Here is a 22,619-nt window from a genome sequence, read left to right on the forward strand (position 1 = left end):
CCGCGGACCTTCTTTCCCCGCTTGAGGTACATGTACACGACGTACTCGGATGGGTAGACTCCCGGCGTCCAGCGCGATGCCCGGTCGAGGTGGGGGACAGCAGAGTTGACGGAGACGGAGCAGCTGCTCGCCGCGATGTGGCAGAAGATTCTCGACGTCGACGAGGTGGACAGCGAGTCGAACTTCTTCGAATACGGCGGCAACAGCATGGACGCGTTCAGGATCGCCAACATGATCAAAGAGACCTTCGACGTCTATGTCCCGATGAAATCCATCATGACGCTGAGTACCTTGGGAGCGCTCGCGTCGGCGATCGACGCGGAACGGGAGGCGGCGAACCTGCCCGCACCGGACGGCACCGTCGTCACCGAGTGGTGACGACGCGCGGGGACGCCGGCCCGCCGTCGTGACGACGGGCCCGGCGTCCGAGTTCCGGGCGTCCGGGTTCCGGGCCGCCCTAAGGGGTCGCCCTGGCCGGCTTTCCGGGCCGCTCGGTCACGGCCGGCAGCGACGACCGGTCGACCTTCCCGTTGGGCAGCAGCGGCAGCCGGTCCATGAGCACGCACCGCGCGGGGATCATGGCCCCGTGCAGGCGGTCCCGCGCGAACGCGTACAGGCGTGACACGAGCCCTTCCCCCGCCTCCGGCAGCGGGACGACGTACGCGACGAGGACCGACCTGCCGGCCGCCGCCGGCCGGACGGCGACCGCCGCCGCGCTGACGCCGGGGCAGGCGGCGAGGACCGCTTCGACCTCGGCCGTCTCCACGCGGACGCCGTGGAGCTTGAACTGCCCGTCGCCCCGGCCCAGATACTCCAGGTCTCCGCTCGGCAGCAGCCGGGCCAGGTCCCCCGTCCGGTACATCCGCGCACCCGGGGCTCCGCCGAGGTGGTCGGCGACGAAGCGCTCCGCGGTCAGGGCCGGTGCGCCGAAGTAGCCCCGGGCGAGCTGCGGTCCGGCGATGTACACCTCGCCGGCCTCCCCGGTCGGGGCGGGCCGCAGGCGGTCGTCGAGGAGGTGGATCGTCACGTTCCCGGCCGGTTTCCCGATGGGCACCGTGGCCGACACCACGTCGGCGTCCAGGGAGAACTCCATGGCCCCCACACCGCCCTCGGTCGGCCCGTACACGTTCACGACGCGCGCCCCGGTCTCCGCCCTGATCGACTCCGCCAGGGACCGGTGCAGGGCCTCGCCGCAGGACACGACGGTCCGCAGGGACGGCACCTCCCGCAGCACCCCGGACTCCAGGTATGCCTGGAGCAAGGTCGGCACCGCGAGCATCAGGCTGATGCCCCGCGCGGCGGCGTAGTCCCGGAACGCGGAGGTGAGGGTGCCGACCTCGGTCGGGACGACGACCAGCGTGGCCCCCGAGAGCAGCGCCACCGCCAGCTCCCACAGGGCCGCGTCGAAGCCGCTCGGCGCGCGCTGCGCGATCCGGTCCGCCGGACCGACCCGCAGGAACTCCGCCTCCCAGAGGAAGTGGTTCACGAGCGCCGCGTGCGGAAGGGCCACGCCCTTGGGCCGGCCCGTCGAGCCCGAGGTGTACAGGACGCACGCCAGCCGGCGTGCGTCGTCGGCCACGCCACCGGGGCCGGGGCCGGTGGGCCTGACGGGCGCCGGCGCTTCCGTGGCCTCGGTCTCGTCCAGCCGGACGGTCTCTCCGTCGAACGGAAGCAGTGTCGCGGTGTCCTTGCGGCAGATCATCCCGGCGGCGCCCGAGTCGCGCAGCGCCTGCGTCAGCCGGGCCAGCGGGTACTCCGGGTCGAGCGGCACGAACGCGCAGCCGGCGAGCATGACGCCGAGCACGGCGACGACGTAGTCGCAGGAGCGGGGCACCAGCACGCCGACCCGGGTCTCGGTCTCCATCCCCCTGGCGCGCAGCGCCGCCGCCACACCCTGGGCCCGCTGCACCAGCTCGGCGTAGGTGAGGCTCCCCTCGGGGTCCGTGACGGCGATCGCGTCAGGAGTCGTCTCCGCGTAGCGGCAGATGAGTCCGTCGAGGGTGTCGCCGACGTTCCGCGCCCGTTTCGGGCCGTGGAGCGGGGTGGACGCCGGCGGCCCGCCGGCACGGTCCTCACGGTCGGCGGCGCCCGCGGCGTCGGCAGCGGCGGCCCAGGGATCGCCGGCGCGGGAGCCCAGGCTCGACGGCCGCAGATCCGTCCAGTGCTCCGCCACGTACGCGAGGCACGCGTCCCGACCGGAAGGGCCGTGGACGGCACTCCAGCCCGCCGGCGCCGGCACGGACACCGGCCACAGCGAGTGCTGCCCCTCCACGTTCGACAGGACGGTGAAGGAGGCATCCGGATCGTCGAACGGGTTGGTTCTGTCGCGCACTTGAGCTCCTCAAGGTCGTCCGGAGACGCCGACGGTAGCGGAGTCACCACCGGCTCGTCAGCAGGTCCGGCAGGAGGCGAGCGCTCTCCGCCGCCGGACCCGGGTACCGGTGCGGGGCGGCGCGAGGAGGGTCACGTCGCGGGAGCGGCGGGGGGCCGTCGGAGCCGGGCGATCAGCATCAGGCCGGTCCATCGAAGAACCGGCCGTGCGATTCCGTGACGGTGCCCTGCCTCCCTCGGCCTCACCCGTCCGGACCCTGCTGGGGGTGCATCCCCCGCAGGCCCAGGCGTTTGAGTCTGCGCCGCCGGAGCCGCTCCGTGACGGCCGTGAGGCCGAAGATCACTCCCATGATGCGCGCTGCGTCGACCACGTGCTGTTCGGAGTGCACGGTGACCGCGGGGTTCAACCCGCCGGCCGTCGGCGCGGGTGGAGCCGGTGGGGCGAACGTGGCCGATGGAGGGACCTCTCCGATCCGATCAAGGGCCTGCTCGCGCTCGTCTGCGGTGCTGCGCTGCTGAGAAGTGAGGCGGGCCCATCCCGCCCTTGACCTTCTCAGCTATGGTTCTCCGTCTTTACGTGACACCGGGTCAACAAAGTGTTGCAGATCACTTCGCGAACGGGAACCCTCGTCGTCGATTTGCGGCGTTCATGGCATCTACGCCTTTTCCTTCTCCGGTACGTTCACAGGTGCATCACAGAAGGTGCATGAAAAACATAAGAGACCGGGGAACGATGACGATTCACATATCTGTGCCAAGTAGGCGCGGAAGACCGGGACCCGGGAGGAAAGTCCGCTTCGCAGCGAGCGGTCTCGCCTTGGCCATGGCCATCACTCTGCTGGACGGCACAAGTTCCGTCATGGCTCAGCCACAGCAGGCGCCCGCAGCCGAACCGGAGCAGAAGGCGGTGACGCAGGCGGCCGACGTCGCGTCGGCGCGTGTGGCGGCTCGACTGTCCGGGCGTCGGGTGGAGGCTCTGTCGGAACGGTCCGAGACCTCCACGACGTGGGCCAACAAGGACGGTTCGCTGACCACCGAGCTGTCCGCCGGGCCGATCCGCTTCAGGGACGCCGTCGCGGGTGACTGGCGCGATGTCGATGTCGAGCTGGCCGCTCAGACCGACGGTTCAGTCGCTGCCAAGGCACACCCGGAGGGGCTGACCCTCGCGGGCAAGAGCGGGGTACCCGCACGCTCGCTGCGTGCCGCGCAGTCCGCTCCCGCCACGGACCTGGTCACGCTTGGCCAGGGAGACGAGCAGATCACCCTCCAGTGGAGGGGCGGTCTGCCCGCGCCGAAGCTCGACGGGACCCGCGCGACCTATGTGAATGCGGTGCCCGGCGCCGACGTGATCGTGGAGGCGACGCGTACGGGCTTCGAGCAGTTCGTGGACATCAAGGAGAGGCCGGCCGAGGGCTACTCCTACACGCTGCCGCTCAGGGCCAAGGGCTTGAAGGTGGAGGAGCAGGCCGACGGCAGTGTGCTCTTCACGGACAAGAAGTCGAAGAAGACCGCGGTCATGCCCGCCCCGGTGATGTGGGACGCGACCGTCGACCCCGTGTCCGGCAAGCCTGCCCGCCAGGTCAGGGTCGGCATGAAGGTCGTCAAGGCCAAGGGCGGCGTGGACCTGGTCCTCACGCCCGACGCGACGTTCCTGGCCGATCCGGCCACGAAGTACCCGGTCACGGTCGACCCGTCGACCTCGGCCCTGTCGAACGTCTTCGACACGTACGTCCAGCAGGGCACCACGGTCGACTGGTCCACGGACGTCGAGCTCGACCTCGGCAACCCGGGTACCAAGAACGCCGACGGCACCTACCGCACGGCGCGTTCGTTCGTCTCCTGGAACACCGCGCCGATCGCGGACGCGCTGGTGACGGACGCCAAGCTGTCGCTGTGGAACTTCCACTCCGGCAACTACACCGGCACCTCCTGTCCCACGCAGCCCTGGGAGGTGTGGTCCACCGGCGCCGCGACGACCTCCTCGCGCTGGGCCGCGCCCAACCAGCCGGCGTGGATCGCGGAGAAGGCCACGTCCTCGGAGACGCGCGGCAACGCCTCGTGCAGCACGCAGCCGGACGGCTGGATCAACGCGAACGTCACGACGATGGTGCAGGAGTGGGCCTCGGCCAAGGCCGCCAAGTCCCACATGGGTCTGCGCGCCTCCGACGAGACTCTGACGGGGCAGTGGAAGCGGGTCAACTCCGCCAACGCAGCCACCAATCCGCCCAAGCTGGTCGTCACCTACAACTACCGGCCGCGCACGGGTACGAAGCAGGAGGCGGGCCCGCCTTTCTTCTCGTACTCCGGCTCGTACGTGGTCAACACGGTGACGCCGACCCTTCGGGACACCTTCGTCGACCCCAACGGTGACAAGGTCCAGGGCGCGTACCAGATCTTCGACTCCGTCACGAATGCACAGGTCGGTGCCGTACTGCGATCTGGATTCGTACCGTCGGGGCAGGCTGCCCCGGTGACCGTGCCGGCCGGGGTGCTGGCCAACGGAAAGACGTACAAGTTCCGCAGCAGCCCGTACGACGGCTCGCACTACAACCTGGGCTGGTCGGAGTGGAAGACCTTTACGGTCGACACCACCGCCCCCCCTGCGCCCGCCGGCATCACCTCGACCGACTACCCGACGGGGCAGTGGGTCAAGGGGGCCGGGCAGCCCGGCACCTTCACCGTCACCCCGAGCGGCACCGACCACAACTGGCTCGAGTGGTCGCTCGACGGCGTCACCTGGACCAAGGTCACCACGGGTGGCTCCACCGCCGCCAAGGCCCTCTCGGTCACTCCGCCACGCAATGGCTCGCACACCCTGCTGGTTCGCGCGGTGGACAAGGCCGACAACAAGTCCGACGTCGCCCAGTACAACTTCCAGGCCGGTCCGGGAGCTTTGGTCCAGCCTTGGGACGGTGACCGCACCGCCCGGCATCTGCAGCTCGTCGCGGAGGGGTCCGCGGCCCTGTACAGCCAGGTCTCCTTCTCCTGGCGACGCTCCGCGGCCGACCCGTGGGTGCCGATCCCGGCAGCCGACGTCACGGACAACGGTGACGCCATCGCCGGCTGGCCGGTGCCTCTGGTCGCCGGGCGCAACGCGCCGCTGACCTGGAACGCGGCCAGCACCGTCAATCCCGATGGAGCGGTCGAGATCAAGGCCGACTTCAGTGGTACCGGCAGCACCTCGGGCAGCAGCGAGCCCGTCGCCCTGGTGGTCGACCGCAACGCTGAGGGGGCGGCCAGCAACCAGGTCGGTCCCGGAGTGGCGAATCTTCTCACCGGTGACTTCTCCATCGTCGAGGAGGACACCGCGCGCTTCGGGCTGTCCGTCAACCGCACGGCGTCCTCCCGGACTCCCGACGCGGGTGGCAAGCAGGAGGGCCAGGCGGCCATCTTCGGTCCCCAGTGGGTCGCGGGCACCGTCGCGCAGCAGACGGAGACGGAGTACAGCCACATCCGCAAGGTGTCCGACACCGCCGTGGACCTGGTCCTGCAGGACAACAGCACCCTCCACTTCACGGCAAACGCGGCGCGGACCGGTTGGGTCTCCGAACCGGGTCTGGAGGACCTGACCCTCACCGGCTCGGTCACCGGCACCTTCTCGCTGTCCGACGGCGAGGGCGGTACGGCCAAGTTCGCCAAGGTCGCGCCGGCCGCGACGACCTGGCAGCTCACGAGTACCTCCCAGATCGGTCAGGCCGACTCCACGACGAGCCTGGTCTCCGAGTCCGTGGTCAGCGGCGGCAAGACGCTCGCGCGCCCCAAGCAGCTGATCGCCTCCTCCTCCGTCTCCGCCGCCACCTGCTCCGCCACTCCGGCCACCAAGGGCTGCCGGGTGATGGAGTACGTCTACGCCGGGGCCACCACGGCGACCGACACCGCTCCGGGCGACATCGCCGGCCAGGTCAAGGAGATCCGGCTCTGGTCGACCGCCCCGGGAGCTGCCGCAGCCACCTCGAAGGCCGTCCAGGCCTATCTGTACAACGGTGCCGGAAGGCTGACCCAGGCCTGGGACCCCCAGATCACCCCGTCGCTGAAGACCGAGTACGTCTACGATGCCGCGGGCCGCGTCACCGGCTTCACCGAGCCGGGTGAGTTCCCCTGGACCTTCACCTACGGCCACGCGGGCAACGACACGGCGTCCGGCGACGGCATGCTCCTCAAGGCTTCGCGGCCGGGTCTGAAGCCCGGTACGACGGACGTCGCTGAGGGCGTGGCAGCCACCTCCCTCGTCTATGACGTGCCGCTCTCCGGCACCAGTGCTCCGTACCAGATGAGCGCCTCCGAGGTGCGCAAGTGGGGCCAGCAGCGGGCACCGCTCTACGCGGCGGCCGTCTTCCCTGCGGATTCCGTACCGGCCTCGCACACGGGTGGTGACCTGGCCGCAGGCGCCTACACCCGGGGCACGGTCCACTATCTGGATGTCTCCGGACGGCAGACCAACACCGCGGCGCCCGGCGGTCACATCACCGCCACCGAGTACGACACCTTCGGCAATGTCGTCAGCGACCTGTCGGCGGGCAACCGGTCCCTGGCCCTGGGCCTGACCGCTGACGACCGCGCGGCCCAGGCCGAACTCGGCATCGCCGGGCTGCCCTCCGCGGAACGCGCCTCCCTGCTGTCCACCCGCACCACCTACAGCGCCGGCCAGCGCAAGACCGAACAGCTCGGCCCGCTCAGCCGGGTGGAACTCACCCGCAACCTGGTCTCGGGCAGCACCGTCGTCCTGTCCGCCGGCGCCCCGGTCGTCGCCCGGGCCCGCACGGTGAACGAGTACGACACGGGCCGTCCCACCGGCGACCCCTTCGCGCCTCAGGACCTGCTGACCCGCACCACGGTCGGCGCCCAGGTACGCGAGTACCCGGACCTGCTGGCGGACGCCGACGTCACGGACATGCGGTACGACTGGACCACCGGGTCCCCGACCCAGGTGATCCAGGATCCGGCGGGCCTGGCGATCACCACCACCACCGAGTACGACGCGCAGGGCCGGGTCTCCCGGCTGACCAGCCCCGGAGCCGGCAGCACGGACGCCGGAACCCAGGTCACCACGTACTGGTCCGCCGGCGGGACCGGAGCATGCTCAGGTCGCCCGGAATGGGACGGCATGGTCTGCTCGGTCGCCTCGGCCGGTCCGGTGGCGGGCGGCGGAACGAATCCCGCGCAGTTGCCCACCACCACCCTTGAATACGACTGGTGGGGCAACCCCGCCAAGACCACCGAGACGGCGGGCGGTGTCACCCGCACCACCACGCAGACCTTCGACGGCGCCGGGCGACCCGCCACCGTCACGATCACCGGAGGCCTCGGACAAGCGGTCCCCACAAGGACCACGGAGTACGACCCCGCCAACGGAGAGACCGTGCGGACCGTCTCCCCGACCGGCGGCACCATCACCCGGCAGTACGACAAGCTGGGCCGACAGGTGAGCTACACGGATTCCGACGGTGGCGTGACCACCAAGGAATACGACCTGCTCGGACGACCGACGAAGACGACGGACAACGTCCCTTCCACCACCGTCTACGGCTACGACACGGCCATCGAGCCGCGCGGCATGCTGACGAAGTCCACCGACTCCATCGCGGGCGCCTTCACCGCGGCCTACGACGCCGACGGTGCGGTGACCTCCGAGCAGCTTCCCGGCGGCTACACACTGCGGCAGGAGAAGGACCCGACGGGAGCCGTCGTCAGCCGCGCCTACACGCGCGACAGTGACGGCACCGTGCTGGCCGGCAGCACCGTCCTGGAGTCCGTGCACGGCCGGGTGACCTCGGCGACGGGCTGGTCGTACCAGGACTACAGCTACGACGCGGTAGGACGTCTCACCGGTGTCGACGACACCGTCGACTCGATCTGCACCCGACGCACCTACACCCTGGACAAGCGGTCCAACCGCACCGCGGCCACGACGGCCATCGCTGCTCCGGGCACCGCGTGCACCAGCACCGGCGCCACGTCGAAGACGACCGGCTACGACAGCGCCGACCGCATCGCCGGTGGCAGCCACGTCTACGACGCCTTCGGACGCACCACCTCCCTGCCGGGCACGACGATCGGCTACTACGCCAACGACCTCGTCCACCAGCAGACCGCGGGCAGCAAGCGGCAGACCTGGCAGCTCGACGCCAACCTGCGCTTCCGCTCGTGGAAGACGGAGAGCGAAAGCGGCGGCACCTGGACCCAGACCGCATCGAAGGTCAACCACTACGCCAACGACGAGGACAGCCCGCGGTGGGTGACCGAGGACACCGCGGCGGGCACGGTGACCCGCAATGTCGCCGCTGCCGGCGGTGGCCTGGGCGCCACGACCACCAAGACGGGTGGCACCGTCCTGCACCTGACCAACATCCACGGCGACGTGATGCTCCAGCTGCCGCTGGACGCGGGCAAGGCGCCGGTCGCTCTCGACAGTGACGAGAACGGCGCAGCGCGCGCGGGGCAGTCCTCCGCCCGCTACGGCTGGCTGGGCGGCAAGCAGCGCTCCAGTGAGACTCCGTCGGGCGTCACGCTCATGGGCGTACGCCTCTATGACCCGAACACCGGCCGCTTCCTCCAGTCGGACCCGGTCTTCGGCGGCAACTGCAACGCCTACGACTACGGCTGCGCCGACCCGGTGAACGCCGTCGACCTCGACGGCCGCTGCGGAGCCTGGGGCAACCCCTTCAAGAAGTGCGACAAGTGGCGCATCCTGATGTGGTCCCGAGGCAGCTGGAGCCACTGGCGGACCATCCGCGAGGGAAGCCGGACCAACGTCAGCAAGCACTACACGAAGTTCGGTCTGGAGCACATCAGGGACCGGCACGTCGGCAGGGGCAAGCCCAGCTCCTGGCGGAACAACGACAACATGGTGAATGACCTCAAGAAGGCGCTGGACAACGGCAAGTGGGCCTGGCAGTGGGGCACCGCCACTGCTGGCAAGTGGGACATCACCTACACTTACTCGAAGAGGAAGTGCATATGCAGCCGGACGAAGACCAAGTACACCGTCACGGTGTACTACCGGACCTTCGCGGCCCCCGACGGAAAGCCAGTCGGCGTGATGTCCGCCTTCATCAACCCCAGCCAGTGATACGAAGCAGCTGACCCCTGCCCCTCACACCGTGCCCCCGGACCCCACCACGGGTCCGGGGGCACGGCCCTGGGCGGGGCCTTTCGAAACCACGGCAGACAGAAGGAAAAAGAGCAGTGCGAGAAGACGACACGAACACCGACCTCGGCACCGTCGTGGCGGCCGTACGAGCCCGGCTGGAACCCACTCACCCAGCACGTGAGGCCTTGCGGTCCACGGCCGAGGCCATCGAGAATGCCGAGCCGGAACTGGCCTTGGACGACTTGTGTCACATCATCCGATTCTTCGGCGTCCGTATCACCGCGGAGGAATACGGGACCTTGCAGGCTGTAGCACAGCTGTTCTCGATGACCGACCTCCTCGAAGACGCACACCTCCTGCCCTTCGTCGGCCTTTGAGGAGCCACAGAGCACGCGGTCGCTGCTGAGTCCGTCCCTTCCTCCAGGAAAACTGCTGAACGCCCGGCGGTCAGGGAACGTGCGTGACCCGCTCGATCACTCGCGTCGAGCAGGACCCCGAGGCCCGTGGCCTCCCTCTCGCCCGTGACCTGGGCGTCCCCGTGGTGCTCGGCGACGTGACCGAGGACGGTGTCCTCGACGCGACCTGCATCTCGCCGGGCACCCCCAGCTGGAAGGACGCACCGTCGCCGAGGCGTTCCGTCCCGGTGCCTGGCACGTCCTGGCCCTCGACATCGCGGACCCCGCCGCGGCCTCGCCGAACTCCTCGGCCGGCAACCGCTCGCCCCCGGCACCGACCCGACCAGCCCGCGACCGTCGAACGCCGGCTGAGCCGCCATGGGGCGGCCTCGACGGTCTTGGCAGGGTGAGGATCACGGGCCCGTGACATCGCATGTCCCGCCAGGAGCGGCACGGGGCCCGGCCGACCGCCGTGCACAGCACCGGGCGGAAGGAACGAGAGATACGCTCGATCACGGGCGGGTTCAGCGGTGCGGCGTTCTACGGCAACCACCGGGGCCGCCGGCCCCGATGCCCGCCTGTTCACCGGACCTCGCGGCGGTCGCATCTCCACCGCCGTTCTGCGCGACGCCACTCACCGGGACGAGGTCGTCACCAAGCTCGGCCACGAACGCCTGCGCCGGCACGACCTCCGCGACACCGGACTCACCTGGTTCGCCGACGCCGGCGTCCCCGTGCACGTCCTCCGCAAGATTGCCGGCCACGGATCGCTCACCACCACGCAGCGATACCTGCACCCCGACGTCCGCCAGATCACCGCCGCAGGCGCCGCCCTCACCGCCCACCTGAGCGTGCTCCGCGTCCCCACGTTCGCCGCCGAGCCCGGTCGCCGTCGTCCGCCCGCGCCGGTCCCCAAGTGGTCCCCGAAAACGGTCAAGGGGCCGTCTCAGATTGCTCTGAAACGGCCCCTGACCTGCGACTCTTTCGAGTCGGGACGACAGGATTTGAACCTGCGACCCCTTGACCCCCAGTCAAGTGCGCTACCAAGCTGCGCCACGTCCCGGTGCCCGTCTTCGCCGGGTTTCCCCGGCGCGGCGTGCAAGAGAACATTACCTCACTCCGGGGGTGCGGTGACGCACGGGCTGTCACCGCGTCGGTGGTGGTGGAGGGGGTGGTGGGGAGAATGGGGGGATGAACGGGACACCGAGGGAGCACGGCAGGGATCGGGACGCGGAGGGGCGGGCGCGGAACGCGCGGCCGCGGGACGGGCTCGGGCGGCCTCTGCCGTACGGGGTGGAGGGGGTGCCGCGGCAGCCCGAGGGGGTGGTGCGGGGGCCGGCGGAGACGGTGCGGGAGGCGCAGCGGCTGCTGGACGCGGGGATGCCGTTCCACGCGCACGAGGTGTTCGAGGACGCCTGGAAGTCGGGCCCGGAGGAGGAACGGGAGCTGTGGCAGGGGCTGGCGCAGCTCGCGGTGGGGCTCACGCACGGGGCCCGGGGGAACGCGGCGGGCGGCGCGCGGCTGCTGCGGCGCGGCGCGGGCCGGATCGAGGCCGGGTGGCCTGACGCCGCGCCGTACGGGATCGATGTCGCCGGGCTGGCGGGCTGGGCCCGGGAGCTCGCGGCGCGGCTGGAGCGCCCGACCGTCGCGGGGCGGGCTCCGGTGCCGGACGCCGCGGCCGAGGCGCCCCGTCTGCTCGGCGAGCGGGGGGACGGGGCGGCCGGCTGACGGGGTCAGAGGCCCAGGAGGGCGACCTGGAGCGGGAGCGGGGGTTCTTCCGGGAGGACCGGGGGGTTCTCCCGGCGGCCCGTGTGGGTGGGGCGGACCGGGCGGAGGGAGCCGAGGCCGTCGGCGGCCCAGGGCGCGTTCGTCGGGGGCAGGGTCAGCGTGATGCGCCTGCCGTCGGCCAGGGTGGTTTCGAGCTTCGTCGGGTCGTTCGCGTGCATGGCACCTCGCTCGGTTCGTGCACCATCGATCTCCTGGTGTCAGGAGAGACGCCCGGGAGCCGGGTGGGGTTCCCCGCCGGGTGACACGGGCGTGACGTCCGCGACGACGCACGCCAGGTTGTCCGGCCCGCCGTGCGCGTGGGCGAGGGCGGTGAGTTCGTGGACGGTCTCCTCCGGGGTGCCGTGGGCGGCGAGGGCGCGGCGGATGTCGTCCGCGGGGACGACGGCGGAGAGGCCGTCGGTGCACAGGAGGTAGCGGTCGCCGGGACGCGCCTCGTGGACGGTGAGGTCCGGCGTGGCGGGACCGGTGCCGTCGAGGGCGCGCAGGAGCAGGGCGCGGTCGGGGTGGGTGGCCGCTTCGGCGGGGGTGAGTTCGCCGGAGTCGATCATGTCCTGGACGACGGTGTGGTCGCGGGTGAGGGCCAGCAGCGCGCCGTCACGGAGCCGGTAGGCGCGCGAGTCGCCGACGTGGGCGACGGCGAGCCGGGCGCCGGTCCAGGCGGCGACGGTCAGGGTGGTGCCGGAGTCCCCCCGGTGGGCGGCGATGTCCGCGCCGGCGGCTGCGACCGCGTCCTCCAGTGCGTTCAGGAGGTCGCCGGTGCGCTCGGGGAGGGGGCCCGCCAGGGCCTCGACGGCCGTGCGGGCGGCCTCCGCGCCGGCGGGTCCGTAGCCGTCGGCGACGGCGAGCAGCCGGGACCCGGCGACGGCGGCGTCCTGCTGGGCGGGGCGGGTCAGGCCGGGGTCGGTGTGGGCGGCGGCGGTGAGCGCGTACGGGTGGGTGGTCACGGTGCGGGGTCCTTCCAGAAGGTCCGTCAGGGAGGCGGCCAGGCTGCGCCGGGCGCCGGTCTCGGCCTCCGTGCGCGCCCAGTGGGCGCGGATGGCGCGGGCCGCCGCTTCGGGGTCGGTGGCGTACCGGTCGCAGACCTCGCGGGTGCGGTCCCGCGGCATGCCGAGGCGGCGCAGCCAGCCGACGAGCCGGGCCCGTTCGAGCTGGTCCTCGGTGTAGTAGCGATAGGCCGTGTACGGGTCGACGCGGGCGGGCCGGAGCAGGCCGAGTTCGTCGTAGCGGCGCAGCGCCCTGGCCGACAGCCGGGACGCCCGGGAGAACTCGCCGATCGTCATCATCCGGGCCGGCCGTCCTCGCTCCGCCGCACCCTGCTCGTACCGTTCCACCGGCGTGCCTCCTCCCTGTGCCGGACACGTCGTCCGGCACGGCCGATGCTGGACCTTCCCCGGGTGGGAAGGTCAACCGGTCCGGGCCGGCGGGCGGTGGGAGGGTCCCGGGACCGGTCAGCGGCGGTGCGCGGTCAGGGCCTGTGCGAGGACGGTGGTGTGGCTGCCGTCGGGGTCCTTGGTGGCGGTGAGGAGGGTGACGGTGCTCCGGGAGGCGAGCTCGCGGAGGCGTTCGAGGGCCTGGGCGGCTTCGGGGGCGGCCAGTTCGGCCTCGTAGCGGCGGCGGAACTCCTCGTACGTGCCCTCCGCACCGTGGTACCAGCGGCGGAGCTCGGTGGAGGGGGTGAGGGCCTTGGGCCATTCGTCGACGCGGGCGTCGGCCTTGGCGAGGCCGCGCGGCCAGAGCCGGTCGACGAGGACCCGGACGCCGTCGTCGGGCGAGGGGGCGTCGTAGACGCGGCGGACGCGGACGGCGGGGGTGTGACGGGCTGCCATGGCTCCAGCGTGCGGGAGCGCGGCGCGGCTCACCCCGCGACGCGCAGCGCCGGGAGGAGGACGGCGTCGACGAAGGTCCGCATGGCGGAGGCGTCGGTGAAACGGTCCTCGAAGAGGCGCTCGACGCGCAGCATGCCGAGGAAGCAGGGGGCGACGAAACCGGTCGCGGGGTTGTCGGCGTCGAGTTCGCCCCGCTCGACGGCGCGGGCGAGCATCGCGTCGAGGGCGGCGACCTCGGGTGCGATGACGGTGGCGCGGAGTGCGGCGCGCAGGTCGGGGTGCTGGATGTAGGCCTGGGCGACGGCTTCCATGAGTTCGGCGTCGCGGTCGCGGCGGGAGGCGGCGAGGCGGGCGGCCTCCCGCAGGTCACCGGCGAGGGTCCCGGTGTCGATGCCGGCGAAGACGGCGCAGCGCCGCTCGGCGAGGGCGGCGGTCACGAGCTGCGGCTTGGTGCCCCACTGCCGGTAGAGGGTGGCCTTGCCGCATTTGGTGCGGGCGGCGACGCCCTCCATGGTCACGGCGTCGTAGCCGCCCTCCCGCAGGAGGGTGATCACCGCGTCGTACAGCTCCGCCTCGCGCTCGGGCGTGATCTTGCTGCGACGGGCTGCGGCGGTCGCGGCCTGAGTGGACATCGATTCCTCCCGGGACAGCTCTGCCTGAAGCCTAAGCCCGGCCGAATCGAGACGCAAACGTATCGAGACGCTTGCGTCTCGATGAAATCGGATCTACGCTTCCCTCCGTTTGTTGCCTTTTTGGCTGATTCGGATACGAAAAAGGGGCCGCGCCGATGGCTACCGGGATACGCGGGATACGAGAACCACGTCCTGCAGGGCCGGGGGCGACGGCTACCCCCGGCCGGGAGGAAGGCGGGGCGGAACGCGAAGACCCCGACGAACCCGCGGCACTCGCCGCACCGGGGATCTCGCGCGGAGGGAAGGCCTCCGGGGGGCCGGCGCGCGGCGTCCGGCCGCCGCTCCTGCGCGAGCTGATCCTGGTCACCTCCCTCTTCCTCGTCTACAAGCTCGGCCGCCTCTTCGCCAACGGCCACGAGGCCCGCGCCTTCCGCAACGCCGACCGCGTCTGGGACGCCGAACGCGCGCTGCGCCTGCCGGGCGAAGGCGCCGTGCAGACCCTGCTCCTGCACGGCGAGCCGCTGGTCAAGGCCGCCAACACGTACTACGCGCTGGTGCACTTTCCGGCCACGCTCGCCTTCCTGGTCTGGCTCTACTGGCGCCGGCCCGCCCACTACCTGTGGTCCCGTCGCGTCCTCGCGCTGCTCACCGCCGCCGCGCTGGCCCTGCACCTGACGGTGCCGCTCGCCCCGCCGCGCCTGCTCGCCGCCACCGGTCTGGTCGACACGGCGCGGGTCTACGGACCGTCGGTGTACGGGGCCACGCCGGAGGCCGACTCGATGGCGAACCAGTTCGCCGCGATGCCGTCGCTGCACTTCGGCTGGGCGCTGATGGTCGCGATCGGCCTGATCGCCGCGACCCGTTCGCCGTGGCGCCTGCTGTGGCTGGCGCACCCGGCCCTCACGCTGCTGGTGATCGTCGGGACCGCCAACCACTACTGGCTCGACGCGCTGGCCGCCACCGCGCTCCTCGGCCTGGCCCTGGCCCTCGTCCGGGCGCCCGGGCGGCGTACGGCTCCCCCGCCCGGACCGCACGCCGAGACCCCGGCGGAGCGGGCCCCGGCGTCACGGACCGCCGCGCCCCGCCGCCAGGTCCCGTCGCCCCGCCCGGCCACGGGAGTGCTGCGATGAGCCCCGCCAACGGCACCGTGCTCGCGGTGCTCCTCTCCCTCGTCTCGGCCGCCGGGTACGCGCTCGCCGCCGTGGCGCAGTCCCGGCTCGCCGCCTCCGCCGACGCCGGGCGGGGGGCGCTGCGCTCGCTGCTGGCGCGCGGGCAGTGGTGGTGGGCGGTCGGCCTCAACGCCGCCGGCGCGCTCGCCCACGTGGCGGCGCTGCACTACGGCTCGCTGACGCTCGTTCAGCCGCTGGGCGCGCTGACGCTGGTCGCGGCCCTGCCGCTGGGGGCGTACTGCGCGCGGCGCCGGGTGACCCGTACCGAGTGGCGCGGCGCGCTGTGGACCCTGGCCGGGCTGGTGGGCCTGGTCGCGGTGACCGGGCCCACCGCTCCGGGCGAGGCGCTGAGCCTGCGCGAGTGCCTGGTCGTGGCGGCGGCGACGGCGGCGCTGATCGCGGTGCTCGCCTCCCCGGGCGGTGCCCGCGGGGCGGCGGCACCCGCCTCGCGCGGGCTCGGCCACGCGACGGCCTCGGGCATCGCGTCCGGGGTGGCCTCGGCGCTGACCCAGACGCTGACGGCCGCGCTGGCGTTCACACTGCCCGGCGGGACACCCGCCTGGTGGCGGACGGCCCTGCTCGCGGTGCTGATCTCCGCCTTCGCGGTGGGCGGCCTGCTGCTCTCGCAGACGGCGTACCGGGGTGGTCTCGCCGCGCCGCTCGCCGTCGTGAACCTCTCCAATCCGGCGGCCGCGGCGGTGATCGGCGTGGCGCTGCTGGGCGAGACCTTCCGCGCCGGGGCATGGGGCTGGGTGATCGCCGCGACCGCCTCGCTCGTGGCGGCCCGGGGCGTGGTGCTCCTGACGAAGGGCGGCGCGGCGGCCGTCGGCCCGGCCCCGGTCACCCCACCCCTCGGCCCCCCGCCGGTCTCGGCCGGACGCCCGGACGCCCCGGCCACCGCCGCGTCCGCCGGCCGCCCGCTTCCGGCCGTGCCCGCGCCGGCGCGGGCACCGGTCGCCACCGTTCCGGCGGGCCGGGTGCCGGGGAACGACTCCACCCGCTCACACATAGCGTCATCTTGACGAAAAGCCGGGGGCCCTCTATCGTCAAGGTGACGACAAGGGGGTCCCATGGCCGACATCACCCGGCGGGCCGGCTGGCGCCATCTGCGCTCCGCGCCCACCGCGCACATCCGTCACCAGCGCCGCGGCCGGCTCGTCCACGACGGCGAGGGGCTGAGCTTCTGGTTCCGGCCCCGCACGGCGGCGCTCTCCGAGGTGCCGGTGAACGACCGCGAGCTGGCCATGGCCTTCCACGCGCGCACCGCCGACTTCCAGGACGTGAGCGTGCAGTCCACCGTGACGTACCGGATCGGCGACCCGGGCACCGCGGCGGCCCGCCTCGACTTCTCCATCGACCCGGACACGGGCGCCTGGCGCGGCACGCCCCTCGAACAGATCGCCACGCTCCTGACCGAGACCGCCCAGCAGCACGCCCTCGACGTCCTGGCCCGCACCACGCTGGCCGAGGCCCTGGTGGACGGCGTGGCGGCGGTACGGGACCGGATCACGGCCGGCCTGGGCGCCGAGCCGCGCCTGCCCGCCACCGGCATCGAGGTGGTCGCCGTCCGCGTCGTGGCCATCCGCCCCGAGCCCGAGGTCGAGCGCGCCCTGCGCACGCCCGCCCGCGAACAGATCCAGCAGGAGGCGGACCGGGCCACGTACGAGCGGCGCGCGGTGGCCGTCGAACGTGAGCGCGCGATCGCCGAGAACGAACTCGCCAGCAAGATCGAACTGGCCCGCCAGGAGGAACGCCTGGTGGAGCAGCGCGGTACCAACGCGCGCCGCGAGGCCGAGGAGAGCGCGGCCGCCGACGCCGTACGGGCCGAGGCCGAGGCCGTACGGAAGGTGCGGCTCGCCCGCGCGGAGGCGGAGGCGGCGCGCGAGGTCGGCGCGGCGCGCGCCGGGGCGCAGAGCGCGTGGCTGCGCGCCCACGCGGAGGCCGAGCCCGCCGTGCTGCACGCCCTGGCCGTGACCCGCGCGGCGGAGAACCTGCCCCGGATCGAGCACCTCACCCTCTCCCCGGACGTGCTCACCGGCCTGCTCGCCCGCCTGGGCGAGGGCGGGGGCGGGAGCGCGGCGGCGGGCGGCGGGGCGCGGCCGTGAGCCTCGCGCCGCGCGCGGTCCTCGTCCACCGGACGACGGAGTACGAGGAGCTGCTCGCCCGGCACGGCACGCACGGGCAGGCCGCGTTCTTCCTCGCCGCGCGCGGGCGTTCGGCGGACGCGGTGCACGAGCGCCACGAGCGGACCCGGCGGGCCCTCGCCGAGGTGGCGGCCGCCGTGCCCCTCACCTGGCGGCAGACCCGGGTGGAACGCGCCGATCTGGACCGGTTCCTGTTCGGTCCCGAGGACGTGGTGGTCGTGGTCGGCCAGGACGGTCTCGTCGCCAACGCGGCGAAGTACCTCACCGGACAGCCGGTCGTGGGGATCGACGCGGATCCGGGGCGCAATCCGGGCGTCCTGGTACGCCACCGGGCCGCGGACGCCCGGCGGCTGCTGCCGTACGCGGCGGGGGCCCGCGCCGCCGCCGACGAGCTGACGATGGTGGCGGCCGTCACCGACGACGCGCAGCGGCTCCTCGCCCTCAACGAGATCTGTGTCGGCCCGCCCGGCCACCAGACGGCGCGCTACACCCTCGGCTTCGGCGGTACGCGTGCGGAGACGGCATCCCGTACGGCGCCGGATCCGGGCCCGGCCGGTGCGGCGGAGGCCCAGGCCTCGTCGGGGGTGCTCGTCGGCACCGGCACGGGTGCGACGGGCTGGCTGCGGTCACTGTGGCTGCAGCGTTCCAGCACCCTCGCCCTGCCCGCGCCGGCGGACGCGCGACTCGCCTGGTTCGTCCGCGAGGCCTGGCCGTCCCCGACGACCGGCACCAGCCGGGTCGAGGGCCTGCTCGACGCGGGGGCGAGCCTGCGGCTCACCGTCGAGTCCGACCGTCTCGTCGCCTTCGGCGACGGCCTGGAGTCCGACGCCCTGGAACTGACCTGGGGCCAGACCGTGGAGCTCTCGGTCGCGGACAGCCGGCTGCGCCTGGTGGGGTGAGGGAGCGGAGCCGCCTCCGGGCAGGCGGGGTTTCCAGGGGGCAGTGCCCGCCCGGGATCCCCAGCGGGGAGTGCCCGCCCCAGGGTCTCCACGGGGGCAGTGCCCGCAGCTCCGGGGCGGGAGCCTCCCGGACCGGCCACGACCCGGCCGGGAGGCGGCGCCCCCGGGGTGGGCCCGACGGGCCCCCGACCACGGTCCGGCCCGAGAACCCGGCGGCCCCGGGCGGGGGATCGCCCACGGCAGGGCGGTACCCGCGGCTCCGGGGGCGGGAGCCCCGGTCCGGCCCGGTGACGTGGCGGTCTTCGCCCCAGGGCGCGGCCCACGGTGCCGGGGGCGGTCACGACCCGGGGCGCAGGTCGGGGTGGTGCCGGGCCGGACCGGTGAGGCACCTCCCGTGCCGGGGGGCGGCGCGGCGCGTCTCGCGGAGTGACGCCACGTCACGGCGCCCCCGTCCGCGAGCCGTCGTTCGGGGGCGGCCGGAAAGCGTCGGCGCTCGGCCGGGGAGGGTGCCCGACCGGATATGCTCGCGGCGCTTCGCCCGGATTGTCGCGATGCCTCTGGCCCCGGCCGCCGAAGGGACCCTCCATGACCCTCCTCTCCCCCGGTTCGCTCACCGTCTCCACCGCCTCACCCCGGGACTGGGAGACCGTCCGCGCCTGGGCCGTCGAGGAGGGATGGAATCCCGGCCTGTCCGACGCGTCGGCGTTCTTCGCGCAGGACCCAGCGGGGTTCTTCCTCGGGCGCATCGACGGGGAGCCCGTCTCCGCGGTGTCGGTCGTCACCTACGACGACACCTACGCCTTCCTCGGCTTCTACCTCGTCCGGCCGGAGCTCCGGGGCCTCGGGCACGGACTCGCCACCTGGCGGGCGGGCCTCGCCCACGCGGGCGCCAGGACGGTGGGTCTCGACGGGGTGCCGGCGCAGCAGGAGAACTACCGGCGGTCCGGGTTCACCACGGCGTACCGCTCGGCACGGTACGTGGGCGAGGTGCCCGCTCCGGACCGGCCGGTGGCGGGTGTGGTGCCGGCCGGCCGGGTCGATCCGGCGGCCCTCGCCGCGTACGACAGCGCGTGTCACCACGCCGACCGGCCCCGCTTCCTCTCCGCCTGGCTGACCACGCCGGGCCACCGCGCACTGGCACGGGTGACGGACGGGCGCCCGACGGGCTACGGGGTGGTGCGGCCCGCCGAGGGCGAGGCGCGGATCGGGCCGCTGTTCGCGGACGGACCGGAGGACGCGGCGGCCCTCCTCGACGCCCTCGCCGCGGAGGCGCGGGACTTCGGCGCGACCCGGATCGCGATCGACATGCCGGGGGCCAACCCGGCGGCGGCGCGGCTGGCACGGGAGCGGGGGCTCGAGCCGACCTTCGAGACCGCCCGGATGTACACGGGCCCGGTCCGGCCGGTGGCCTGGGAGCGCGTCTTCGGCGTCACCACGCTCGAACTGGGCTGACGGCGGCAGGGCGGCGGTCCTGGTACGGACCGGGCCCGTAGCCCCGGTTCCGCCCGCTCCGGCCAGGGCGGCCCCCGGTCCCGCACGGCGGCACCGGCGCCCCGCCCGACCCCGGCCCCCCGCACCCGGTCCGGCGCGGCCCGGTCCGTACCGGAAGCGGCCGGAACCGCCCCCCTGGCAGCCACGGAACGTCCGCTATACGGACAACCGGGCCCACTCAGTGGCCACCCCTCGCCGCCCCGGGCCCGGTTCCCGAGGGTCGGGGGAGGGTCCCGGCCGGGGCCGGGCGGGAGGGCCCGGGGAGCCGCCGGGCGAGGGCCCCGTCACCGGGGGCTCTCGCGCCGGGCGGTCGCCCAGGTCCAGGAGCGCGGAGCACCGCGCCGCCGGCGGCGACACCACCCGCCGTCATCCCGTCTGTGCAGGTCAGGCCGTCGGCGCGGCCCGGTGGCGCCCTCCTCGTGGCGGTCGGCGCGGCACCGGCGGCGGTCCCGATCCGCCGCCCCCGAGAGGCCTGGGGGCGGGGTGCGGGCGGCTGTCGGGGACCCTCCGCCCGGGGCCTCCCGGAGGGGCCCGCGTTCATCTCCCCGTACGTTTTCCGCCACCTTCCCCTCACCTGCCCCCGCCACCGGATGAGGGGTGACAAGGGTTTTCCCCGTATCGGGTTCACCCGCCCGTTCCCTACTGTCCTCCGCACCGGCAGATATCATCCCCCGGACCGCACCTGACAGGTGCATGCGGAGGGTGGTGTCCGCCGGTGGCGGCCTTGACCCGGGCCGTCGCGCCGGTGGCGGCGCACGGGCCCCCCAGCCCAGGGACCGACGGACCGCGACCCCACATCGCCCCGCGACTCCCGCGCCGCCGCCACTGCTCCGCAGCTACGTCGTACTCGAAAGGGCCACACCTTGAACGGTTCCAGGCGGAGAGTCATATCCGTGGTCGCGAGCGCCGCGATCCTCGGTGCCGCTGCCACCACTTCCGGGGCGTTCGCCGCCGCCCCGGGCGCTGCCACCCCGAAGCCGGCCCCGGCTTCGCAGGCGATGGGGACGCTGCCCAGCGCCCCCGTCGAGAAGGTCATCGTCACCTACAAGAGCCAGGCCGCCGAGGCCGGCTCGAACACCGCCGCCAAGAGCGACGCGGCGGAGAAGGCCGCGAAGACGGGCGAGAAGCTCGCCTTCGAGCGCCGGCTCGCCGGCGGCGCCGCCCTGGTCGACCTGGGCGACAGCGCCACCAAGCAGGACGTGACCGAGGTCATGGACGCGTTCCGCGCCGACCCGGCCGTCGCCTCGGTGGAGCCGGACATCCGCGCCTACGCGATGGCCGTCACGCCGAACGACACCGAGTACGCCAAGCAGTGGGACCTCTTCGAGGCCACCGGCGGCATGAACGTTCCTGCGGCCTGGGACAAGACGACCGGTTCCGGCGTCACCGTCGCCGTCATCGACACCGGCTACGCGGCCCACAGCGACCTGGCGGCCAACACCGTCGCGGGGTACGACTTCATCTCCACCTCCTCCGACGCCCGTGACGGCAACGGCCGCGACGCGGACGCGAAGGACGAGGGCGACTGGAACGCCACCGACGGCGAGTGCGGCACCGGCTCCCGCGCCTCCAACTCGTCGTGGCACGGCACGCACGTGGCCGGCACCATCGGCGCGGTCACGAACAACACCAAGGGCATCGCCGGCATCGCGTACGGCTCGAAGGTCCAGCACGTCCGGGTCCTCGGCAAGTGCGGTGGCTCGTCGTCCGACATCGCCGATGCCATCACCTGGGCCTCCGGCGGCTCCGTGCCGGGCGTCCCGGCCAACGCGACCCCGGCCAAGGTCATCAACCTGAGCCTGGGCGGCGCCAGCTCCACCTGCCCGAGCGTCTACCAGACCGCGATCAACGGCGCCGTCCAGCGTGGCACCACGGTCGTCGTCGCGGCGGGCAACAGCAACGCCAACACCTCCGGCTTCACCCCCGCCAACTGCTCGAACGTCATCACCGTGGCGTCGACCAGCCGTGAGGGCAACCGGTCGTACTACTCCAACTACGGCACCGCCGTGGACGTGTCCGCGCCGGGCGGCGAGACCCGCCGCGCCACGGACACGCCGGGCACCATCACCACCCCCGAGAACGGCATCCTCTCGACGCTGAACGCGGGCACGACGGTCCAGTCCACCGAGAACTACAAGCCCTACCAGGGCACCTCGATGGCCGCGCCGCACATCGCCGGTCTCGCCGCCCTGCTGAAGTCGGCCAAGAGCACGCTCACCCCGGCCGACATCGAGACCGCGATCAAGTCCAACGCGCGCCCGCTGCCCGGCACGTGCAGCGGCGGCTGCGGCTCCGGCATCGCCGACGCCGCCAAGACGGTCAACGCGGTCACCGGCACCACCACGCCGCCCACCGGCACCGTGTTCACCAACGGCACGGACGTCACGATCGTCGACAACGCCACCGTGTCGTCCTCGATCGCCGTCACCGGCCGCACCGGCAACGCTCCCGCCGCCCTCAAGGTCGATGTGGACATCCGCCACACCTGGCGCGGTGACCTGGTCATCGACCTGGTCGCCCCCGACGGCACCGTGCGCAACCTGAAGGCGTCGTCCTCCTCGGACAGCACCGACAACGTCATCACGACGTACACGGTCGACGCCTCCAGCGAGGTCGCCAACGGCACCTGGAAGCTTCAGGTCCGCGATGTGGCCTCGGGTGACACCGGCTACATCAACTCGTGGAGCCTCACCTTCTGACGGCCCCCTGACCCACCCCCCACATCAGCATCATTGCTGGTCAGCGACGCGTCCGTGGTCTACACCACGGGCGCGTCCTGGCGTGTGCGGCACCTCTGTCGGCGGGGCACGCTGTCCGAATGCCGGACGGGGGGCCTGGACTGGGCCGGTGGTCT

General features: G+C 73.1%; 15 protein-coding genes, 1 tRNA gene and 1 pseudogene. 11 read left to right on the plus strand and 6 right to left on the minus strand.

Going from position 1 to position 22,619, the window contains the following annotated elements:
- Positions 1-105: 105 nt before the first annotated feature.
- Positions 106-378, plus strand: a complete 273-nt coding sequence (locus ACFY60_RS20050; RefSeq protein ID WP_388612093.1) for a phosphopantetheine-binding protein — start codon at positions 106-108, stop codon at positions 376-378.
- A gap of 79 nt (positions 379-457) precedes the next feature.
- Here the strand turns inward: ACFY60_RS20050 and ACFY60_RS20055 are convergent, their stop codons facing one another.
- Positions 458-2,332 carry an amino acid adenylation domain-containing protein gene (locus ACFY60_RS20055; RefSeq protein WP_388612094.1) on the minus strand — a complete coding sequence of 625 codons (1,875 nt, stop codon included), beginning with the start codon at positions 2,330-2,332 and terminating at the stop codon, positions 458-460.
- Between the two features lie 822 nt (positions 2,333-3,154).
- Between ACFY60_RS20055 and ACFY60_RS20060 the strand changes: the two genes are divergently transcribed.
- From ACFY60_RS20060 to ACFY60_RS20070, 3 genes and pseudogenes are all read left to right on the plus strand, one after another.
- Complete coding sequence (locus tag ACFY60_RS20060; protein WP_388612095.1) at positions 3,155-9,400, plus strand: RHS repeat-associated core domain-containing protein; 6,246 nt, start codon at positions 3,155-3,157, stop codon at positions 9,398-9,400.
- Positions 9,401-9,516: 116 nt separating this feature from the next.
- The gene (locus ACFY60_RS20065; RefSeq protein ID WP_388612096.1) at positions 9,517-9,798 is read left to right on the plus strand and encodes a hypothetical protein; all 282 of its coding nucleotides are present in this window, start codon (positions 9,517-9,519) and stop codon (positions 9,796-9,798) included.
- 548 nt (positions 9,799-10,346) lie between these two features.
- Positions 10,347-10,559 (plus strand): annotated as a pseudogene (locus ACFY60_RS20070) (integrase); the annotation flags it as partial.
- A 246-nt stretch (positions 10,560-10,805) separates the two neighbouring features.
- Here the strand turns inward: ACFY60_RS20070 and ACFY60_RS20075 are convergent.
- Positions 10,806-10,879, minus strand: a tRNA-Pro gene (locus tag ACFY60_RS20075).
- A gap of 128 nt (positions 10,880-11,007) precedes the next feature.
- Here ACFY60_RS20075 and ACFY60_RS20080 point away from each other — a divergent pair.
- Entirely contained in the window at positions 11,008-11,544 is a 537-nt protein-coding gene (locus ACFY60_RS20080) for a DUF309 domain-containing protein (protein ID WP_388612097.1), read from the plus strand.
- A 5-nt stretch (positions 11,545-11,549) separates the two neighbouring features.
- Here the strand turns inward: ACFY60_RS20080 and ACFY60_RS20085 are convergent, their stop codons facing one another.
- The 4 genes from ACFY60_RS20085 to ACFY60_RS20100 form a co-directional block, all read right to left on the minus strand.
- Positions 11,550-11,762 (minus strand): hypothetical protein, encoded by a 213-nt coding sequence (locus ACFY60_RS20085; RefSeq protein WP_388612098.1) that lies wholly within the window; start codon positions 11,760-11,762, stop codon positions 11,550-11,552.
- Between the two features lie 39 nt (positions 11,763-11,801).
- Positions 11,802-12,887: a MerR family transcriptional regulator gene (locus tag ACFY60_RS20090; RefSeq protein ID WP_388612134.1), complete on the minus strand. Its 1,086-nt coding sequence runs from the start codon at positions 12,885-12,887 to the stop codon at positions 11,802-11,804.
- 165 nt (positions 12,888-13,052) lie between these two features.
- On the minus strand, positions 13,053-13,430 hold the full coding sequence (locus tag ACFY60_RS20095) for a DUF488 domain-containing protein (RefSeq protein ID WP_388612099.1): 378 nt from the start codon (positions 13,428-13,430) through the stop codon (positions 13,053-13,055).
- Between the two features lie 29 nt (positions 13,431-13,459).
- Entirely contained in the window at positions 13,460-14,062 is a 603-nt protein-coding gene (locus ACFY60_RS20100; RefSeq protein WP_388612100.1) for a TetR/AcrR family transcriptional regulator, read from the minus strand.
- Between the two features lie 155 nt (positions 14,063-14,217).
- Between ACFY60_RS20100 and ACFY60_RS20105 the strand changes: the two genes are divergently transcribed.
- The 6 genes from ACFY60_RS20105 to ACFY60_RS20130 all read left to right on the plus strand — a co-directional run bounded on the left by ACFY60_RS20105 (position 14,218) and on the right by ACFY60_RS20130 (position 22,464).
- A complete protein-coding gene (locus ACFY60_RS20105) occupies positions 14,218-15,192 on the plus strand; it encodes a phosphatase PAP2 family protein (RefSeq protein WP_388612101.1) in 975 nt (324 codons plus the stop codon).
- Positions 15,189-16,253, plus strand: coding sequence for a DMT family transporter (locus ACFY60_RS20110; protein ID WP_388612102.1), 1,065 nt, complete (start codon positions 15,189-15,191; stop codon positions 16,251-16,253). Before ACFY60_RS20105 ends, ACFY60_RS20110 begins: the two co-directional genes overlap by 4 nt.
- 48 nt (positions 16,254-16,301) lie before the next feature.
- The gene (locus ACFY60_RS20115; RefSeq protein WP_388612103.1) at positions 16,302-17,336 is read left to right on the plus strand and encodes an SPFH domain-containing protein; all 1,035 of its coding nucleotides are present in this window, start codon (positions 16,302-16,304) and stop codon (positions 17,334-17,336) included.
- Positions 17,333-18,274, plus strand: a complete 942-nt coding sequence (locus ACFY60_RS20120; RefSeq protein ID WP_388612104.1) for a hypothetical protein — start codon at positions 17,333-17,335, stop codon at positions 18,272-18,274. The genes ACFY60_RS20115 and ACFY60_RS20120 overlap by 4 nt, the downstream gene beginning before the upstream one ends.
- A 585-nt stretch (positions 18,275-18,859) precedes the next feature.
- On the plus strand, positions 18,860-19,726 hold the full coding sequence (locus tag ACFY60_RS20125) for a GNAT family N-acetyltransferase (protein ID WP_388612105.1): 867 nt from the start codon (positions 18,860-18,862) through the stop codon (positions 19,724-19,726).
- Between the two features lie 1,037 nt (positions 19,727-20,763).
- Entirely contained in the window at positions 20,764-22,464 is a 1,701-nt protein-coding gene (locus ACFY60_RS20130) for a S8 family serine peptidase (protein WP_388612135.1), read from the plus strand.
- Positions 22,465-22,619 lie beyond the last annotated feature (155 nt).

Source organism: Streptomyces sp. NPDC012827 (genome assembly GCF_042900905.1).
GTDB lineage: Bacteria > Actinomycetota > Actinomycetes > Streptomycetales > Streptomycetaceae > Streptomyces > Streptomyces gulbargensis.

What these genes read in the sequence shown, in the direction of transcription:
- ACFY60_RS20110 (WP_388612102.1), top strand. Translation starts at nt 15,189, where the DNA reads ATGAGCCCCGCCAACGGCACCGTGCTCGCGGTGCTCCTCTCCCTCGTC.
- ACFY60_RS20080 (WP_388612097.1), top strand. Translation starts at nt 11,008, where the DNA reads ATGAACGGGACACCGAGGGAGCACGGCAGGGATCGGGACGCGGAGGGG.
- ACFY60_RS20085 (WP_388612098.1), bottom strand. Translation starts at nt 11,762, where the DNA reads ATGCACGCGAACGACCCGACGAAGCTCGAAACCACCCTGGCCGACGGC.
- ACFY60_RS20115 (WP_388612103.1), top strand. Translation starts at nt 16,302, where the DNA reads ATGGCCGACATCACCCGGCGGGCCGGCTGGCGCCATCTGCGCTCCGCG.
- ACFY60_RS20100 (WP_388612100.1), bottom strand. Translation starts at nt 14,062, where the DNA reads ATGTCCACTCAGGCCGCGACCGCCGCAGCCCGTCGCAGCAAGATCACG.
- ACFY60_RS20060 (WP_388612095.1), top strand. Translation starts at nt 3,155, where the DNA reads ATGGCCATCACTCTGCTGGACGGCACAAGTTCCGTCATGGCTCAGCCA.
- ACFY60_RS20130 (WP_388612135.1), top strand. Translation starts at nt 20,764, where the DNA reads ATGGGGACGCTGCCCAGCGCCCCCGTCGAGAAGGTCATCGTCACCTAC.
- ACFY60_RS20105 (WP_388612101.1), top strand. Translation starts at nt 14,218, where the DNA reads ATGGCTACCGGGATACGCGGGATACGAGAACCACGTCCTGCAGGGCCG.
- ACFY60_RS20125 (WP_388612105.1), top strand. Translation starts at nt 18,860, where the DNA reads ATGACCCTCCTCTCCCCCGGTTCGCTCACCGTCTCCACCGCCTCACCC.
- ACFY60_RS20095 (WP_388612099.1), bottom strand. Translation starts at nt 13,430, where the DNA reads ATGGCAGCCCGTCACACCCCCGCCGTCCGCGTCCGCCGCGTCTACGAC.
- ACFY60_RS20090 (WP_388612134.1), bottom strand. Translation starts at nt 12,887, where the DNA reads ATGATGACGATCGGCGAGTTCTCCCGGGCGTCCCGGCTGTCGGCCAGG.